The organism is Aliiroseovarius sp. ABM4_368 (genome assembly GCF_056161205.1).
This window is the reverse complement of record NZ_JBSWYR010000003.1, coordinates 448217-465030: the sequence shown is the minus strand read 5'-3', so window position 1 is coordinate 465030 and position 16814 is coordinate 448217. Positions and strand designations below refer to the sequence as shown.

Below are 16814 nucleotides of genomic sequence, written 5' to 3'. Positions count from 1 at the left end.
TGCCTCACCCTTGTTTGAACCCCGAGAGCCATCTACATGACAGCCATGATCGAACGTCTTCCCTTTGTAAAAAAGCCGCCAATGGTGGCGATCGTGCGCCTGTCGGGCGTGATTGCTACTGGTACGCGCGGGCAGTTGAATGACGCGGCAATGGCCTCGGCCATCGAGCGGGCCTTTCGCAAAGGGAAGCCAGCAGCTGTGGCATTGGTTATCAATTCGCCGGGCGGAAGCCCGGTGCAATCCAGCCTGATTGCTGCGCGCATTCGCCGTCTGGCCACCGAAAAAGAGATCCCTGTTTATGCCTTTGTCGAAGACGTGGCCGCGTCGGGTGGCTATTGGCTGGCGACTGCCGCGGACGAGATTTATGCGGATGAAAGCTCGATCCTTGGGTCGATCGGTGTGATCTCAGCCGGGTTCGGTCTGACTGGTTTGATCGAGAAGATCGGGGTCGAGCGCCGGGTTCATACGGCGGGCAAGTCAAAATCCATGATGGATCCGTTCCAGCCCGAAAAGCCCGAGGACGTGAAACGACTGAAGGCGCTTCAGGAAGACATCCATACTGCGTTCAAGACGCAGGTCGAAACGCGGCGTGCGGGTAAGCTTCCCGAAGGGGAAGACCTGTTCACGGGCGATATCTGGCTGGGGCGCGCTGCCATTGAAAAAGGGCTTGCGGATGGGATTGGTCACGTTGTGCCGACCATGAAAGACAAATACGGCGACAAAGTACGCTTCCGTGTTTATGGCCCACGTCGCGGGTTTCTGAGCCGGTTCGGAATGCGGTTGGTCTCGGACACTCTGCTAGGCATCGAGGAGCGCGCGGAATACGCCCGTTTTGGTCTTTAGATGCTTGTAAAAATTGTAGCTCTCTTTCTGGTCGCGATGGCTGTGCTGGCCATGTTTGGCAAGTTGCGCTATCCCGGCCAACAGCGTATCGAAGCTATGAAATGCTCCCGTTGCGGGCGCTATAAACTGGGGAAATCTCCCTGTGACTGCAAGGGAAAGGGCTGAGCCTTGGATCTGATATTTGCCTCGCTTGGTCTTGTGATCCTATTGCTTGCGGGCGACAGCCTTGTGCGCGGTGCGGTAAACATGTCGCTGCGTCTTGGTGTGCCCGCGATGATCGTGTCGCTGACCATCGTGGCCTTTGGCACCTCAGCGCCCGAGCTTCTGATCTCGGTCAGTTCGATTATTGAAGGTGTGCCGGGGCTGGCGATGGGGAATGTCGTGGGATCGAACACCGCGAATATCCTGTTGGTGCTGGGTGTTCCCGCGCTGATTGCTGGGCTATCGACTAAGACTTGCGACAGTCGCAAAAGCTATCTGCAGATGATGGCGGCGACGGTCCTATTCATCGTTTTGACTTGCGGGGGCGAAATCGCGTGGCCGCAGGGCTTGGTGTTGCTGGCGGCGCTGGCGTTGATCCTTGGCTCTGCCTTCAAAGAGGCTGTGCGCCACCGTCGCGCTGTATGCGCGGGCGAAGAGGAAGAGTGCGACGAAGACGAAGATGTCGAGGGCGCCGATCCCGATATGCCATGGTGGAAGGTCATCATGTTCCTGATGCTCGGCCTGATTGGTCTGCCGCTTGGGGCGGATCTTCTGGTGGACAGCGCGACCAACATTGCGCGGGAATTTGGCGTGTCCGAAACTGTGATCGGCCTGACACTGGTCGCGCTTGGCACCTCGCTGCCCGAGCTGGCGACCACCGTGATGGCTGCTTTGCGTAAGCAGGCCGATGTGGCGTTGGGCAACGTGATCGGGTCGAACATGTTCAACCTTTTGGCCATCATCGGCATTGCGTCGCTGGTTGGCCCCATACCGGTCGAGCCGGGCATCCTGAAATTTGATCTATGGGTCATGTTGGGAGCCTCGCTTCTTCTGGCTCCGTTTGTCTTCTTGAAATGGCATATGGGCCGCGTCTGGGGTGTGCTTCTGTCGGTGCTCTATATCGCTTATGTGCTGATCGTTCTGGGGAACGCTTGATGCAAGTGAAGCGCGCATTGGTAACGGGGGCAGGGGCGCGACTTGGGCGTGCGTTGGCCGTCGAACTTGCGCGCCATGGCTATGACGTTGCTGTGCATTACAGCAGTTCGTCTGATGGAGCCGCCGAGACCGTTGCGCAGGTTGAGGCGTTGGGCCAAAGAGCGGTTGCCTTATCAGCGGACTTTCTGGATTTAGATGCGGTACACACGCTGGTGCCCCGCGCCGCCGAGGCCCTTGGCGGCCCCTTGTCGGTATTGATCAACAACGCCTCGATCTTCGAATATGACCGCATCGACACTGTGACCGCTGATAGTTGGGATCGCCACATGGCGTCCAACTTGCGCGCGCCTTTGTTCCTGACGCAAGCTTTCGCCGCGCAGGCCCCGGCCCCCTCGACCGACGATAATGACGAGCAATTGGCGCAAGCGCTTGTGATCAATATGCTGGATCAGCGGGTGCAAAAGCTGACGCCCGAGTTCATGACTTATAGCCTGGCAAAGCACGGGTTGTGGACGCTGACGCAAACTGCGGCGCAGGCGCTGGCCCCAAAGGTGCGGGTGAACGGGATTGCGCCGGGATCCACGATGATCGGAGCACGGCAATCGCAGGACCATTTTGATGCACAGCGTCAGGGCTCGATCCTGAAACGGGGGCCAAACCCCGACGACATCACTGCGGCCTTGGCGTATTTGCTGACCGCGCCCGCTGTAACCGGGCAGATGATCGCCGTGGATGGAGGCCAGCACCTTGGTTGGCAGACCCCGGATGTGATCGGAAATCCCAGCTAATTCTGACCTTTCGAAGGAAAAATGGCCTGCCGCAAGGGAAGTTGTGCACCTGTGAAATAGTTTCGCGCCTATTTCTTTGTTTTTCGCAATGATTTCACGTATTTACACAGGCGTCATATTTCTTTTGTTTAAAATCAAAGTCTTACAAAACTGCCCAAAAGTTAGGCAGTTTGACGAAAGGGGCCGAAAACAACGGAAATTTCGCCAAGCAGCCAACATGTCCTCAGACTTATCCACAGTTTCTGTGGGCATGTTTCCTCTTGTAACTGGAACGATAAGATTGCAGCGGAAAGTAGAATCAAGAAAGATGCCCCATGACTCGCGATAAGCAGGACAATTCGCAGGAAACTATGCCGGTCCCGACTGGTCATGGGGTGGTTCAGTCCTATTTGAAAACCCTCGACAACTCGCCCGGCGTGTACCGGATGCTCGATGCCAAGGGGCGGGTGCTTTATGTGGGTAAAGCGCGCAGTTTAAAAAAACGCGTATCGAACTATGCCAAGCCGACAGGGCACAGCGCGCGGATCGCGCGGATGATCAGCCAGACGGCCTCGATGATGTTTCTGACCACGCGGACAGAAACCGAGGCGCTGCTGCTTGAGCAGAACCTAATCAAACAACTGAAGCCGCATTTCAACGTGCTTTTGCGCGACGATAAGAGCTTTCCGAACATTCTTCTGACGGGGCACGAGTTTCCGCAAATCAAGAAACATCGGGGAGCGCGGAAGGAAAAGGGCCAGTATTTCGGCCCTTTCGCCAGTGCGGACGCGGTGAACCGGACGCTGAACCAGCTGCAAAAGGTATTCCTGCTGCGAAATTGCACGGATGCCACATTTGATGCGCGCACGCGGCCTTGCCTTCTCTACCAGATCAAGCGGTGCTCGGGACCTTGTGTGGGCAAGATAGACGAAGCCGGTTATGGCGCGTTGGTACAGGATGCGGCGGACTTTCTGTCTGGGCGCACGACCAAGATGCAAGAAAGTCTGGCGGCGGAAATGCAGACGGCATCCGAAGCGATGGAGTTCGAGAAAGCCGCCGTCTTGCGCGACCGGATCCGTGCGCTGACGCAGGTTCAGCAAAGCCAAGGCATCAACCCACGCGGCGTGGCCGAGGCGGACGTCATCGCGTTGCATATGGAAGGCGGGCAAGCCTGCGTTCAGGTCTTCTTCATTCGCGCCAACCAGAACTGGGGCAACCGCGATTTCTATCCGCGCACGGGTGCGGGCGCTGGGCCGGGCGAAGTTCTGCAAGCCTTCGTTGGTCAGTTCTATGACCAAAAGGACCCGCCCCGCTTGATCCTGTTGTCGGACCCGTTGGACGAGCAGGAACTGATGGCTGAAGCGCTGACCGAAAAGCTGGGCCGCAAGGTCGAGCTGTTGGTGCCTCAGCGTGGCGAGAAATCCGAGCTTGTTGCCAATGCGCAGAGAAACGCCCGCGAAAGTCTGGGCCGCAAGATGGCGGAAACGGCAACGCAGGCGAAGCTGCTGGACGGCATGGCCGAGGCGTTCGATATGGACGGCCCTCCCCACCGGATTGAGGTCTATGATAACTCGCATATTCAAGGGGCGCATGCTGTGGGGGCGATGATCGTGGCGGGGCCAGAAGGCTATATGAAAAGCCAGTATCGCAAGTTCAACATTAAGGGTGATGACCTGACGCCGGGCGACGATTTCGGCATGATGAAAGAGGTTCTGACCCGCCGATTCAAACGTCTTCTGAAAGAAGATCCTGATCGTGAAGGCGAGCACTGGCCGGGGCTTTTGTTGATCGACGGCGGGGCCGGGCAGGTCAGCGCGGTGCATGAAATCATGGAAGAGCTGGGCGTCACTGACATCCCGATGATCGGTGTGGCCAAAGGCGTGGACCGCGACCACGGTAAAGAGGAATTCCACCGTCGTGGTCAGCGCCCATTTGCGCTGAAGCGCAATGATCCCGTGCTCTATTTCATCCAGCGTCTGCGCGACGAAGCGCACCGCTTTGCCATCGGCACCCACCGCGCCAAACGCGCCAAGGCGCAGGGAGCGACGCCGCTGGACGAGGTTCCTGGCGTCGGCGCCAGCCGTAAACGCGCGCTTTTGCAGCACTTCGGATCGGCCAAAGCGGTCAGCCGCGCGGGGCTTGAGGATCTAAAAGCGGTAGATGGCATTTCAGAAACACTTGCAGAAACCATCTATGGCTTCTTCCATGACCGGGCCTGACACGGTATTGAAAAGCTTATGAAATGGTCTTTGCCCAATATCCTGACCCTGTCGCGGCTGATTGCAGCCCCGGCCGTGGCGATCATGTTCCTGTATTTCTCGCGTCCTTTGGCAGATTGGCTTGCGCTGATCTTGTTCCTGACAGCGGCGGCGACCGATTGGCTGGACGGCTATCTGGCGCGCAAATGGAAGCAGGAAAGCAAGATGGGCGCGATGTTGGACCCTATTGCCGACAAGGCGATGGTGGTTATCGCGCTGATGGTGATCGTGGGATATTCGGACGTTTACTGGACCCCTTGGTTGGTGCTGCCCGCAACAGTTATCTTGTTCCGCGAGGTGTTCGTCTCGGGACTGCGCGAGTTTTTGGGCGACACGGCAGGCACGCTGAAAGTCACCAAGCTGGCCAAGTGGAAGACCACTGCGCAGATGGTCGCCATTGCGGTTCTGTTCTCGCGCGGGATTTTCGAGCACCATTTCGGCATGGGATCCTTCGGGATGGACGACGCGATGGTCGAACAGATTCTAGCGGGCGACATAGAAGACGTGAACGGCTTGCGTGGTTACTTCCACGCAACGATCTGGTCCGGCCGAGTTGGGCTTGTGCTGTTGTGGATCGCGGGTTTGCTGACCGTGATCACCGGTTGGGATTACTTCCGCAAGGCACTGCCCCATCTGAAAGAGGATGACGCATGATCGACGTGATGTATTTTGCTTGGGTTCGTGAACGGATCGGAGAGCCGCGTGAACGGGTCGAAACCTCGGCTTTAACGGTGGCCGAGCTGGTCGATGAACTGCGTGCCCGCGAGCCGCGCTATGCTGCGGCGTTTGAAGATTTGTCGGCTTTGCGCGTGGCTCTGGATCAAGAGCTTTCGGATTTCGATGCCCCTCTTGAGGGTGTGCGCGAGGTGGCATTTTTCCCTCCGATGACGGGTGGCTAAGATGACGGTTCGTGTCCAGACAGAAAGCTTCGATCAGGGGGGCGAACTTTCGGGTTTTGCTCAAGGTCGCAGCGATCTGGGCGCGGTGGTCAGCTTCACCGGCATCGTTAGGGACGAAGCAGGCACACTGGATCGGATGGAGATCGAGCACTATCCCGGCATGACGGAAAAGGCGATTGCAGCAATAGTGGACGAGGCCACGCGCCGTTGGTCACTGGCCGATTGTCTGGTGATTCACCGCCATGGGCCGCTGCGGCCCGGGGACCAGATCATGATGGTTGCGACGGCCTCGGCGCATCGGGTGGCGGCGTTTGAAGCGGCCGAGTTTCTGATGGATTATCTGAAGTCCCGTGCGCCCTTTTGGAAGAAGGAATTCACCAAGGACGGCCATACCGATTGGGTGGATGCCAAGGTGAACGACGAGGATGCGTTGAAGCGGTGGGAAGAGTGAAGCGCAGCTTCGCTCCCGGTAGGGTATTGCGCCAGCAATGCCCGAGAGGTCGAAGAGTGAAGCTTGTTTCACCTCCGGCAGGGTACTGCATCGGTATTGTCCGCGAGGTGTTGGGCTAAGCCCGTTCCGGTACAATTTGTTGTGCGATCCCTGCACCAAGCAGGTAGATGGACGTTACAACCAACCCCCAATGTGCCCAGCTTTCAGGGTGAAAATCGACCCAAGCAGCCCAGCCCGCAAAGAAGGTCCACGCCAAAGCCATCGGTAGGCTGACAGGGCGCCAACGCTCGGTGCGAACCGGGTGAATGAACTTCAGTGGCAGGAACATCGCCACAGCGATGGCGGCGACCAGTGCGGTCATGACCCAGAAATTCGGCTCGGTCGCGAAAAGTACCAAGATGACCATGTTCCAGCATCCGGGGAAGCCGGAAAAGCTGTTATCTTTGGTCTTCATTCGCGTGTCGGCGAAGTAAACGACGCTGGTAAAGGTGATCACGATGATCGCGAACCAGCCGGTCCAACCGTGCATCAACCCCGATTTGAACAACGCATAGGCCGGGATGAACACATAGGTCAGATAGTCGATGATCAGATCCATCAACACGCCGTCATACTGAGGCGCGTTAACCTTGACGTTGTATTTGCGCGCCAAGGGGCCGTCGATCCCATCCACGATAAAAGCGACGACCAACCACAAGAACATCAGCCCCCACTTTTCATTGGAAGCTGCTAACATTGCCAGCATGGCAAAGACCGCTCCTGTTGCGGTTAGCAGGTGGACGAAAAGGGCTTTGGACTGAATGTTCATCCGCGCTTTGTGCCGGAAAATCGCTGAGGTGGAAAGCGAAAACCTAAATGCGCTCAAGCACGGGGATGCGCGGCGTTGTACACTTCAACCAGCTTGGTGGTGTCCAGCGCGGTATAGCCCTGCGTGGTCGACAGGCTGGCATGACCCAGAAGCTCTTGAATCGCCCGCAGATCCCCGCCTGACGCCAGAAGGTGCGTGGCAAAGCTGTGGCGCAGGGCGTGGGGTGTGGCTGTCGCGGGCAGACCCAGTTGCAGGCGCACTTGCTGCATTAACAATTGCACCTGTCGCGGGTTCAATGCCCCACCGCGTACGCCACGAAACAGGGGGGCGTCCGGCGTTTCTGGATGCGGGCATAGCGCACGATAAGCCTCGACCGCGTCGCGGGCGGCGGGCAGGACCGGCACCAGCCGTTCCTTATTGCCCTTGCCGCGAATGCGCAGGACCTCTTTCAATGGAGCGTCATCGGCAGTCAGGCCAAGTGCCTCGGAAATACGCAGCCCGCAGCCGTATAGAAGTGTTACCACCGCCAGATCGCGCGCGCCGACCCAATCATGTTTCGATTGCAAAGGCGCAATGTCGCGCACCGCTTGTGCTGCGTCCGTGGACAAGGGGCGGGGCAGTTTCTTAGCGAATTTCGGGCTGCGGGTGGACAGAACGGCGGTTGCGTCAAACCCGTCCTGTTCGCTGAGCCAATTGTAGAAACTTTTTACAGCCGATAACGCTCGCGCCAGACTGCGTGCGCTGATGCCTCTGCCTCGTTCCGAGGCCATCCATGCGCGCATATCGCTGATCGTGACACGCGCCAAGGCACCGCGCCCGGCCTCGCCGCCCAGATGGGTGGCCATGAAGGCCAGAAAACCTCCGACGTCGGTTTGATAGGCCTTGATCGTATTCTCAGACGCCGCATTCAGCGCGCGCTTATGGTCCAGGAACAGTGCCAGTGCATCCCGCGTTCCGGGGGGGATATGCAAAGATCCCTCAGCGCTCATGACAACCAGCGGCGCATCGCGCGTTCAAAGACGCCTCCGAAGAACTCCAGCAAATCGGTGCCTTGGCCGGGACGGAATTGTGTCAGATCCTCGGTGCCCATGACCAGCATGCCGGGCAGGCGGCCTTCACCAAGGTCCAGTACGATGCAGGCCTCGGACCGAATCCAAAAGTCGCATTCACCATAGATATCGGGGTCACGTTCCTGAACCTGTCGCAAGAAGACCTTGCGCCGTTCCGGTCCGGCGGGTTGCCCAAGATAGTCGTCGATGAACCCGGCAGGCGTGGTGGACAGCACAGCGCCCAGCCGGTCAACCTTGGCTTCTTCCTCGTCCTGAATGGTTTCCAGCACAAGACGGATGCAGTCGACTTTCAGGGTCTTTGCGACCTCGCCATCCAGATCTTGCATGAAGGTGGCAAAATCGGCGGGGTCGAGCATCCGCAGCACCGCACGATGGATCAGCGCCACGCCCGAGACGTTTTCATAGGCCGCCGCCACAACCGAACGATGTGTGTCTTCTAATTGGTCCAGTCGAATGCACAGCCGATCCATAGCCGCGCCGCGCAGATCCACGATATTCTTGCCCAACTGGTGCTCGTGCGCGTTGACCAAGGCATTCATGATGTCTTGGTCGTTCAAAATAGTCTCTGGCTGCGCGATCAAATGCGCGCGCAGCTCATCATCCAGTGCCGGGGAACTGCTCATAGTCGCCTCGAAGTTTTTTGTCGTTTTGGGGATAATACACCAACCATGTGCCCGATGGGTTAAAATTGGGCATCGGGCATAAATAGAAAAGGGGGCCGTGGCCCCCTCGTCACAATTATTAAAACAAGACCTTTTTACAGGATCTTGATGTCTGCCGCTTTGATATCGGCCAAGAATGCATCCAGACCGTTGTCGGTCAGCACGTGTTTCGCCATCGCCTGAATCACCGAGGGCGGAGCCGTCGCAACGTCAGCGCCAACCAGTGCAGCGTCTTTCATGTGGTTCACATTGCGGATCGAGGCGGCCAGGATCTGCGTTTCGAACAGGTAATTGTCATAGATGGTGCGGATGTCTTCGATCAGCTCCATCCCATCCAGATTGATGTCGTCCAGACGGCCGATGAAGGGCGAGATGAAGGTCGCACCCGCCTTGGCCGCCAGCAGCGCTTGGTTGGCCGAGAAGCACAGGGTAACGTTCACCATCGTGCCTTCGTCCGACAGGGTCTTACAGGCTTTCAGACCATCCCATGTCAGCGGCACTTTTACGGCGATGTTGTCGGCGATTTTGGCCAGCTTGCGGCCTTCGGCAATCATCGTGTCGGCGTCAATGGCGGTGACCTCGGCCGAGACGGGTCCGTCCACGATGTCACAGATCTCTTTCGTGACGTCGATGATGTCGCGGCCCGATTTCTTGATGATCGAGGGGTTGGTGGTCACACCGTCCACCATGCCAAGGTCGTTCAGTTCCTTGATGGCTTCGATGTCGGCTGTATCTGCAAAGAATTTCATGTGCGCGTATCCTGCGGAAGTTTGCGTTTGCGCTCTCATACCCCATGGGCGCGCGCGCAGAAAGCCCTTATGGTGTTTTTGATGACGGGGAATCTGGCAATATGAGCGACATCGAGCAGTTTCCGGCAGGCGCAAGGGTCGGCGTGTTGACCGCCCAGCCTCTGGATCGAATCCTGACCTACCGCGCACCCGAAGGGGGTTGCGTGCAGGGCGATTTCGTCGAGGTTCCGCTTGGACCGCGCAAAGTGCTGGGTGTTGTTTGGGGGCCGGGCGAAGGCGGCTTTGATGCGTCTAAGCTGCGCGCGGTGATCCGTGTTCTGGACGTGGCGCCGATGCGCCGCGAGATGGCCGAGTTTTTGACCCGCGTTGGAGATTATACCCTGACCCCGATGAGCCAGATGTTGCGCCTAGCCACACGCGCGCCGGGGCTGTCCGATCCACCGTCGATGCGGAAGGTGTTGAAAGCGTCGGGCCATCGTCCTAATCGCCTGACCGATGCACGCGCCAAGGTGATGAACGTGCTGATGGACCAGCCCGGCGTTGGCTTTACGCAAAAGGAATTGGGCGATCTGGCGGGCGTTAGCGGGTCCGTGGTGAAGGGTCTGGTCAAGCTCGGCGCGATCCGGGAAGAGGACACCCCGCGCGATATGCCTTATCCGCGGCTTGACCCATCACTCCCCGGCAAAGAGCTGACCGAAGATCAGGCCGCCGCTGCAAAACAGCTGACCGACGGGGTGCGCTCGGGCCGCTACGGCACCACGCTTCTTCGCGGCGTGACAGGGGCCGGCAAGACCGAGGTCTATCTGGAAGCCGTTGCCGCCTGTCTACGCAAGGGTCGTCAGGCGTTGGTGCTGCTGCCGGAAATCGCCCTAACCGCTGAGTTTCTGAAACGGGTCGAAGAGCGCTTTGGCGCGCGCCCCGCCGAATGGCATTCGGGCGTTACCATGACCGAACGCCGCCGGTGTTGGCGCATGGTCGGACAGGGGGATGCGCAGTTGGTCGTTGGCGCGCGATCGGCGCTTTATCTGCCGTTCCGCGATCTGGGTCTGATCATCGTGGATGAGGAACATGACAGTTCCTATAAACAGGAAGACGGAGTGCTGTACTCGGCCCGTGACATGGCCGTGATGCGGGCGTCGATTTGTGATGCTCAGGTGGTGCTAGCGTCCGCCACGCCGTCGTTGGAAACATGGGCCAATTGCGAAGCCGGGAAATACAAGCGCATTGAACTCACCAGCCGTTATGGCCCAGCCGTCATGCCGGACATGCGCGCGATAGATATGCGACAGGAAGACCTGCCCGCGCAAAGCTGGATTTCTCCTACTTTGAAAGCGGCCGTGCGGTTGCGCATCGAACGTGGCGAGCAATCGCTTCTGTTCATCAACCGCCGCGGCTATGCGCCCGTCACCATCTGCCGTGCCTGTGGGCACCAGATCGGCTGCGATCATTGCGACGCGCGGATGGTCGAACACCGCTTCCAAAAACGCCTTGTCTGCCATCAATGCGGCGAAACAAAACCGATGCCGGACGCCTGCCCGGAATGCGAAGTTGAAGGCAAGCTGGCTCCGGTCGGGCCGGGTGTCGAACGTCTGGCCGAGGAAGTGACCGCAGCCTTCCCTGACGCGCGCATTGCGGTGCTGTCCTCGGACCTGTTCGGGTCGGCGCGGGCGTTGAAAGAACAGATCGAGCTGATTGCGGACGGTGGCGCCGACATCATCATCGGTACGCAATTGGTCGCCAAGGGGCACAACTTCCCCAAGCTAACACTCGTGGGGGTGATCGATGCCGATCTTGGCCTGCAAGGCTCTGACCTGCGCGCCGCTGAACGCACGTTCCAACTTATCCGACAAGTCGCCGGTCGGGCAGGGCGGGCGGAAACGCCGGGCGTCGCATTGCTGCAAACCTTCCAGCCCGAACATCCCGTGATCCGCGCCATCTTGGCGGGCGAGGAAGAGCGGTTTTGGAAAGCCGAGGCCAGCGAACGCCAAGCCGCAGGCGTGCCGCCCTATGGGCGTCTGGTGGGGATCGTCCTGTCCTCGCCCGACCTTCAAGCTGTGTTCGATCTGGGGGCCGAGATGGCCCGAAGGTCCGAGCCGCTTCATCAAATCGGCGCACAGCTGTTTGGCCCTGCCCCCGCGCCGATTGCGCGCGTACGCGGACGTCATCGTGTGCGACTTCTGGTGAAGGCCGAGAAAACAGCCCCCATCCAAGCCGCGCTAAAACGCTGGCTGGCGCAGTTTCAGATCAAAGGGGATATGCGGGTGTCTGTGGATATCGATCCGCAGAGTTTTTATTGAGGGCCTCTAAGACGTGAAGCCCAGAAAACGGGGCTTCACAGAGTTAGCTGTCTATCGGTTAGTTTGTTTTTTCGAGGGTGTAATGCGTTGCGCTACTGTAGAAGAAGCCAGTCAAGGCCAGTCGGGATGCTCCCTTCTCGAATATAAATTTACTGCCGCCGATGTTGGTGGTGTATTTATAACCGTGTGCCTTCAGCAACTCGCGCAGAACGGTGCCGCCTTCTTGGACGCTGGCATAGTTGCCCAGCCCAAAACTACAACGATCCTTGTGAAGCACAAGGGTAGTGTTTTTCATATTGACGCGATCTGAGAAGTTAGAGCCGCGGGGTTTTACGTAGTTCTCTTTGCCAACAAGCGAAACCGACTGTTTCTTGTATCCGAGTTTGGCCAACTGTGCTGGATTGGAAGCCACGCCGCGCTCAAGCTTGTTTAGGCAGATCGGCAACAACGGGCTGAACTCGGCCTTCGCCAGATTTGAGGATTCTTTGGAGTATTCGGCGCGCTGCCTTGCCTTTTCCGCTTTGTACTCAGGATCACTATCGACGCAGCCAAACGCGAATAGCGTGCAGCCCAGAACCATAGACTTGGACAGAAACTTCATGGTCTTCCTTTAATAACTAGCTCAACTTTGGTGTAAGAACCTACTCGTGATGAAGGTGAGGTTTCCACCTTGGGTGGTGATAGCGATGTGCCAAGTGCGTTGCAACAGGAACGATCCAACATAACTTCTGGTAAGCTACTCCGCCGCCACCCCAACGGCCCCGCGCTGATCCACCAGCGCATCCGTCACCACCGCCCCGATCCACATGCACAAAAGCGCAAGCCATGCAGTGCCGACGAAGATCGAGCCTCCAGTGACACCTGCGCCAATCGCACAGCCGCCGGCCAGCATGGCGCCGAAGCCCATCAGGACCGCGCCGGTCATGGAACGGCGCATGTTGGCCTCGCCCTCGAACCCTTGGAATTTGAACTCTCCGGCCAGCCAGCTTGCGACGAAGGCTCCGATGACGACGCCCGGCACAAGGCCCACGTCGAACTCCAGCACCGGGTCTGAGACAAGGAAGAACATCAGCGTGTTTGCAGATGGCCCCGAGAAGGTGGCCGAAGTGACGGACACAGGTTCGAACGCGGCAAGGGACAGTTGATAGGTCTGAACCCAGCCAAGCGCGACCGCGAAGCCAACGCCTGAGCCGAAGATCAAACGGCGCGGGCCAAGTCCGGCCTTGCGCGCGATGACAAGCGCTAGGACGGCGGTCATCAGGCCAAGCGCCAGGCCAGACCATTCGGGCAGGCCGATCACGTTCAGAAGGTTCACGTTCACGCCGCCTTCGGTCATCCAAATGCGGGCCAGCTTGTCGCGGGTGGGGGCAAGCCAGCCATGCAGGCTCATCTGTGCGACCACAGCAAAGATCAGACCCGAGACGACGGATCGCAAGTTGCCGGTGGCCGCCAAGACCAGAAGCCGCCCCGAGCAGCCCCGCGCCAGCACCATGCCGATCCCGAACAAAAGTCCGCCGATGATCGCACCGGACCAGCTGCCCGTCACCGCCATCATCCGCGCGTCCTCGGGCCGCATCATGCCCAAAAGGGACGCGCCCTGCACCCAGACCACGGCGGTCGAGAAGGTCAGAAGCCACACCGCGACCGAAGCGTCCATCATCCGCCGTGCGAACTCGACCGCGGCGGCGCGCAGGCAAAAGCGCGAGCGCTGGGCCGAGACACCGAAGACAATGCCAGTGATCAGGCCGAACAGCGCGGCGGTCGGGTTCTCTCCGATGCGGTCAATCAGGGGGACAATGTCCATGTTGGGCTCCTTGGATTTGACGCTTTATCCCCGCATGACGCCCGGGGGGCCTTGATCTGAGTCAGAAACGTATCTGTATCATTGAATGCGTTTACCCCTCGCCAACGGGTGAAAACGGGCGTATGGCAGGCTCATGAGACACGTGATTATGCCCCTTGCTGACGCCCGCGATCTGCCGTTTTGGCGTCGTCCTATCTTCCTGCTGATGCTGATGGCGGCAGGGATGCCGATTGCATTTTTCACTTGGTCGGCGCTGTTAAACAACTTCGTCATTGAGGCTGCGGATTTTACCGGGGTCGAGATCGGCTGGCTGCATACGGTGCGCGAGATCCCGGGCTTTCTGGCCATTGGCGTCATCGCACTGCTGATGCTGTTTCGCGAGCAGGTGTTGGGCGTCGTATCGCTGGCTTTGCTGGGCGCGGCCACAGCAATCACCGCGTGGTTCCCCAGTTTTGGCGGCATTCTGACCGTCACCATGCTCAGCTCGATCGGGTTTCATTACTTCGAGACGGTGAACCAATCGCTTCAGCTGCAATGGATCGATAAGAAGAAAGCCCCGCAAATGCTGGGCTGGATCATGTCCATTGGGTCTGCGGCCGCGTTGGTCAGCTATGGCCTTTTGGTTCTGACATGGAAGAGCTTCGATCTGACCTATAATCTTGTTTATATGATCGCGGGCGGCGTAACCCTTGCCATCGCGGTCTTCGCCTATTTCGCCTATCCGCAATTCGAAAGCCCCGAGCCGCAGCTGAAGCAATTCGTGCTGCGTCGCCGGTATTGGCTGTATTATGCGCTGCAGTTCATGGCAGGCGCACGGCGTCAGATTTTCGTGGTTTTCGCGGCCTTCATGATGGTCGAGCGCTTTGGCTTCGAAGTGCACGAGGTCACGGCCCTGTTCCTGATCAACTATATCGCAAACATCTTTTTCGCGCCCTTGATGGGCAAAGCTGTCGCCATCTGGGGCGAGCGGCGCGCGCTGGCGTTTGAATATGTGGGCTTGATCGGCGTGTTTCTGGCCTATGGCGGGATTTATTATTTCGGCTGGGGCGTCATGCTGGCCGCAGCACTTTACGTGCTGGATCACCTGTTCTTCGCTTTGGCCTTTGCGCTGAAAACCTATTTCCAGAAGATCGCGGATCCGCAAGACATTGCCCCCACGGCGGCAGTTGCCTTCACGATCAACCATATCGCGGCGGTCTTCCTGCCGGCGCTTCTGGGTTACCTCTGGGTGGTCTCGCCGGGTGCGGTGTTCGGACTGGCCGCAGCGATGGCTGGCGTGTCGCTGGGATTGGCCCTGTTGATCCCGCGCCATCCGGAAAAAGGCAACGAAACAATCCTATCCCAAAGGTTAGCCCGCGTGCCCGGATAAGCGGGAAGCTGCGCGCCCGGATAGGGTCGGATTTTCCTTACTCGCCCGATCCTTTGCAATCTGGCACACTGACGGCGTTCGTCCTAAGGTGGACTTGTTTTCTAAGCTGATCTATTCAAGAGACTCGTTTTGAGCACCAATTTTGAGTTCTATTCGCGGTTCGATGCGATTGACTTCGACTATGCCCAACGTGCTTTGGTCGCCGAAAGACGGCGGCATGCAAAGGGGTGGGGCGGCGAGACTCGGACCATGATTCTGATTGCCGCCTTCATGTGTGTCGCGGCCATCGTTGCCTTTGCCAGCGATGCCGGGATTTGGGGCTTTCTGTCCTTCATGTTGTTGTTGGGGGCGGGGCTGCTTGTCTGGCGACAAAGCAGGCGCTCGTATCAGGCGACGCGCAGCAACTCGCGCTTGCGCATGGGCGTGGCTCGGATCGTGCTGTCTGCGCTGGGAATGCGCATCACGCACCCGGGCTATGAGGTATTGATTTCCTGGAGCCATATGGAAGGCGTGATCGTGACCGAGCGCGGGCTTCTGTTGCTGATCGACGCCTATGATTACTGCCCCATTGGGCGTTCTGCCTTCAATAGCGACGCCCATATGCAAGAGGTCGCCGACCAGATCGACGCATGGCGCGCCACGGTGATCGCGGACACCAGCGCGACCGACGCTTGACCCGCCCAAATCGGGGCGCTAGGCCACAGGGGCTTGTTTGAAAGGACACAACATGCCCACCTGGACCGCTCTAACCACCCTTGATGGACAAGACGCCGCCGAAGCCCTTGGGGCCGCGATGGAGCATCTTGTGCCCGAACCCACGGGTGTCGGTGTTTTTGAAATCGAAGACGACAGCGGCATTTGGGAAGTTGGGGGCTATTTCGTCGAAGAACCTGACGCCGCCGGGCTTGCGCTGTTGGCGTCCATGCACGGCGCAAATGATTTCAGCGTGTCCGAACTGCCCGAGGTCGACTGGGTCGCCCATGTCAAACGTGAACTGGCCCCGGTCGAGGCCGGGCGTTTCTTCGTTTTTGGAAGTCACGACGCCGCATCTTTGCCCGACGACAAGATCGGGCTGTTGATTGACGCGGCGATGGCTTTTGGTACAGGGCATCATGGCACCACTTTGGGCTGCCTGCGTGCGTTGGATCATCTGGCGCAAACCGGGTTTGTGGGTAAAAATGTGGCCGATATCGGCTGCGGCACCGCCGTTCTGGCGATGGCGGCGGCTAAGATCTGGCCCAATCCCGTCATCGCAAGTGATATTGACGAGGTCGCCGTTGATGTCGCCCGCGCCAATGTCGCGGCCAACGATTTGTCGGACCGCGTGCAGTGCGTCGAGGCCGCTGGGTTTGGCGCTGAAGAGCTTGCGTCCAAGGCCCCGTTCGATCTGGTTTTTGCCAATATTCTCAAAGGTCCACTGATCGGTCTGGCACCCGATATGGGAAAAAATATCGGTAAAAATGGCTATGCGATCCTGTCTGGGATTCTTAACCCTCAGGCTGAAGATGTATTGGAAAGCTACAATCAAAACGGGTTCAAGTTGACCTTACGTGAAGAAATTGGGGATTGGACAACATTGATTTTGCAGAGAAAATGAAGAAAATGTGGCAAGAAACAATAGGTTTCCTAGCAATTGCCACAAATTTGCTTTAATCTGGAATTGCTGCAATAGTATTAATCTGGGCTCATCAACTAGGGGA

General features: G+C 58.4%; 17 protein-coding genes. 11 read left to right on the top strand and 6 right to left on the bottom strand.

Annotated features, from left to right (window positions below):
• Window positions 1-45: 45 nt before the first annotated feature.
• The 7 genes from ACXAH3_RS11620 to ACXAH3_RS11590 all read left to right on the top strand — a co-directional run bounded on the left by ACXAH3_RS11620 (window position 46) and on the right by ACXAH3_RS11590 (window position 6355).
• Window positions 46-843, top strand: coding sequence for a S49 family peptidase (locus ACXAH3_RS11620; protein WP_474862328.1), 798 nt, complete (start codon window positions 46-48; stop codon window positions 841-843).
• Between the two features lie 168 nt (window positions 844-1011).
• On the top strand, window positions 1012-1980 hold the full coding sequence (locus tag ACXAH3_RS11615) for a calcium/sodium antiporter (RefSeq protein ID WP_474862243.1): 969 nt from the start codon (window positions 1012-1014) through the stop codon (window positions 1978-1980).
• Window positions 1980-2768: an SDR family oxidoreductase gene (locus tag ACXAH3_RS11610; protein ID WP_474862242.1), complete on the top strand. Its 789-nt coding sequence runs from the start codon at window positions 1980-1982 to the stop codon at window positions 2766-2768. Before ACXAH3_RS11615 ends, ACXAH3_RS11610 begins: the two co-directional genes overlap by 1 nt.
• 350 nt (window positions 2769-3118) lie before the next feature.
• Window positions 3119-4966: an excinuclease ABC subunit UvrC gene (uvrC, locus tag ACXAH3_RS11605; protein WP_474862327.1), complete on the top strand. Its 1848-nt coding sequence runs from the start codon at window positions 3119-3121 to the stop codon at window positions 4964-4966.
• Window positions 4967-4984: 18 nt separating this feature from the next.
• Window positions 4985-5659 (top strand): CDP-diacylglycerol--glycerol-3-phosphate 3-phosphatidyltransferase, encoded by a 675-nt coding sequence (gene pgsA, locus ACXAH3_RS11600; RefSeq protein WP_474862241.1) that lies wholly within the window; start codon window positions 4985-4987, stop codon window positions 5657-5659.
• Window positions 5656-5904, top strand: coding sequence for a molybdopterin converting factor subunit 1 (moaD, locus tag ACXAH3_RS11595; RefSeq protein ID WP_474862240.1), 249 nt, complete (start codon window positions 5656-5658; stop codon window positions 5902-5904). The genes pgsA and moaD overlap by 4 nt, the downstream gene beginning before the upstream one ends.
• Window position 5905: 1 nt before the next feature.
• Window positions 5906-6355 carry a molybdenum cofactor biosynthesis protein MoaE gene (locus tag ACXAH3_RS11590; protein WP_474862238.1) on the top strand — a complete coding sequence of 150 codons (450 nt, stop codon included), beginning with the start codon at window positions 5906-5908 and terminating at the stop codon, window positions 6353-6355.
• Window positions 6356-6470: 115 nt separating this feature from the next.
• On the opposite strand, the gene ACXAH3_RS11585 is transcribed toward ACXAH3_RS11590, so the two are convergent.
• The 4 genes from ACXAH3_RS11585 to fsa form a co-directional block, all read right to left on the bottom strand.
• Complete coding sequence (locus tag ACXAH3_RS11585; RefSeq protein WP_474862237.1) at window positions 6471-7163, bottom strand: CDP-alcohol phosphatidyltransferase family protein; 693 nt, start codon at window positions 7161-7163, stop codon at window positions 6471-6473.
• Between the two features lie 53 nt (window positions 7164-7216).
• Window positions 7217-8152: a tyrosine recombinase XerC gene (locus ACXAH3_RS11580; protein WP_474862236.1), complete on the bottom strand. Its 936-nt coding sequence runs from the start codon at window positions 8150-8152 to the stop codon at window positions 7217-7219.
• On the bottom strand, window positions 8149-8856 hold the full coding sequence (locus ACXAH3_RS11575) for a DUF484 family protein (protein ID WP_474862235.1): 708 nt from the start codon (window positions 8854-8856) through the stop codon (window positions 8149-8151). Before ACXAH3_RS11575 ends, ACXAH3_RS11580 begins: the two co-directional genes overlap by 4 nt.
• A gap of 134 nt (window positions 8857-8990) precedes the next feature.
• Window positions 8991-9644 carry a fructose-6-phosphate aldolase gene (gene fsa / locus ACXAH3_RS11570; RefSeq protein WP_474862234.1) on the bottom strand — a complete coding sequence of 218 codons (654 nt, stop codon included), beginning with the start codon at window positions 9642-9644 and terminating at the stop codon, window positions 8991-8993.
• A gap of 101 nt (window positions 9645-9745) precedes the next feature.
• On the opposite strand from fsa, the gene ACXAH3_RS11565 reads away from it, so the two are divergent.
• Entirely contained in the window at window positions 9746-11941 is a 2196-nt protein-coding gene (locus ACXAH3_RS11565) for a primosomal protein N' (RefSeq protein WP_474862233.1), read from the top strand.
• Window positions 11942-11999: 58 nt separating this feature from the next.
• Here the strand turns inward: ACXAH3_RS11565 and ACXAH3_RS11560 are convergent, their stop codons facing one another.
• Window positions 12000-12542 carry a hypothetical protein gene (locus ACXAH3_RS11560; protein ID WP_474862232.1) on the bottom strand — a complete coding sequence of 181 codons (543 nt, stop codon included), beginning with the start codon at window positions 12540-12542 and terminating at the stop codon, window positions 12000-12002.
• A gap of 135 nt (window positions 12543-12677) precedes the next feature.
• Window positions 12678-13745 carry a YeeE/YedE family protein gene (locus tag ACXAH3_RS11555; protein WP_474862231.1) on the bottom strand — a complete coding sequence of 356 codons (1068 nt, stop codon included), beginning with the start codon at window positions 13743-13745 and terminating at the stop codon, window positions 12678-12680.
• Between the two features lie 133 nt (window positions 13746-13878).
• Here ACXAH3_RS11555 and ACXAH3_RS11550 point away from each other — a divergent pair, with 133 nt between their 5' ends.
• The 3 genes from ACXAH3_RS11550 (at window position 13879) to ACXAH3_RS11540 (ending at window position 16711) form a co-directional block, all read left to right on the top strand.
• Window positions 13879-15114, top strand: coding sequence for an MFS transporter (locus ACXAH3_RS11550; protein WP_474862230.1), 1236 nt, complete (start codon window positions 13879-13881; stop codon window positions 15112-15114).
• A 129-nt stretch (window positions 15115-15243) separates the two neighbouring features.
• Window positions 15244-15789 carry a YcxB family protein gene (locus tag ACXAH3_RS11545; protein ID WP_474862229.1) on the top strand — a complete coding sequence of 182 codons (546 nt, stop codon included), beginning with the start codon at window positions 15244-15246 and terminating at the stop codon, window positions 15787-15789.
• A gap of 52 nt (window positions 15790-15841) precedes the next feature.
• Window positions 15842-16711, top strand: a complete 870-nt coding sequence (locus ACXAH3_RS11540) for a 50S ribosomal protein L11 methyltransferase (protein ID WP_474862228.1) — start codon at window positions 15842-15844, stop codon at window positions 16709-16711.
• Window positions 16712-16814: the final 103 nt, after the last annotated feature.

What these genes read in the sequence shown, in the direction of transcription:
- ACXAH3_RS11620 (WP_474862328.1), top strand. Translation starts at nt 46, where the DNA reads ATGATCGAACGTCTTCCCTTTGTAAAAAAGCCGCCAATGGTGGCGATC.
- ACXAH3_RS11610 (WP_474862242.1), top strand. Translation starts at nt 1,980, where the DNA reads ATGCAAGTGAAGCGCGCATTGGTAACGGGGGCAGGGGCGCGACTTGGG.
- uvrC (WP_474862327.1), top strand. Translation starts at nt 3,119, where the DNA reads ATGCCGGTCCCGACTGGTCATGGGGTGGTTCAGTCCTATTTGAAAACC.
- pgsA (WP_474862241.1), top strand. Translation starts at nt 4,985, where the DNA reads ATGAAATGGTCTTTGCCCAATATCCTGACCCTGTCGCGGCTGATTGCA.
- moaD (WP_474862240.1), top strand. Translation starts at nt 5,656, where the DNA reads ATGATCGACGTGATGTATTTTGCTTGGGTTCGTGAACGGATCGGAGAG.
- ACXAH3_RS11590 (WP_474862238.1), top strand. Translation starts at nt 5,906, where the DNA reads ATGACGGTTCGTGTCCAGACAGAAAGCTTCGATCAGGGGGGCGAACTT.
- ACXAH3_RS11585 (WP_474862237.1), bottom strand. Translation starts at nt 7,163, where the DNA reads ATGAACATTCAGTCCAAAGCCCTTTTCGTCCACCTGCTAACCGCAACA.
- ACXAH3_RS11580 (WP_474862236.1), bottom strand. Translation starts at nt 8,152, where the DNA reads ATGAGCGCTGAGGGATCTTTGCATATCCCCCCCGGAACGCGGGATGCA.
- ACXAH3_RS11575 (WP_474862235.1), bottom strand. Translation starts at nt 8,856, where the DNA reads ATGAGCAGTTCCCCGGCACTGGATGATGAGCTGCGCGCGCATTTGATC.
- fsa (WP_474862234.1), bottom strand. Translation starts at nt 9,644, where the DNA reads ATGAAATTCTTTGCAGATACAGCCGACATCGAAGCCATCAAGGAACTG.
- ACXAH3_RS11565 (WP_474862233.1), top strand. Translation starts at nt 9,746, where the DNA reads ATGAGCGACATCGAGCAGTTTCCGGCAGGCGCAAGGGTCGGCGTGTTG.
- ACXAH3_RS11560 (WP_474862232.1), bottom strand. Translation starts at nt 12,542, where the DNA reads ATGAAGTTTCTGTCCAAGTCTATGGTTCTGGGCTGCACGCTATTCGCG.
- ACXAH3_RS11555 (WP_474862231.1), bottom strand. Translation starts at nt 13,745, where the DNA reads ATGGACATTGTCCCCCTGATTGACCGCATCGGAGAGAACCCGACCGCC.
- ACXAH3_RS11550 (WP_474862230.1), top strand. Translation starts at nt 13,879, where the DNA reads ATGAGACACGTGATTATGCCCCTTGCTGACGCCCGCGATCTGCCGTTT.
- ACXAH3_RS11540 (WP_474862228.1), top strand. Translation starts at nt 15,842, where the DNA reads ATGCCCACCTGGACCGCTCTAACCACCCTTGATGGACAAGACGCCGCC.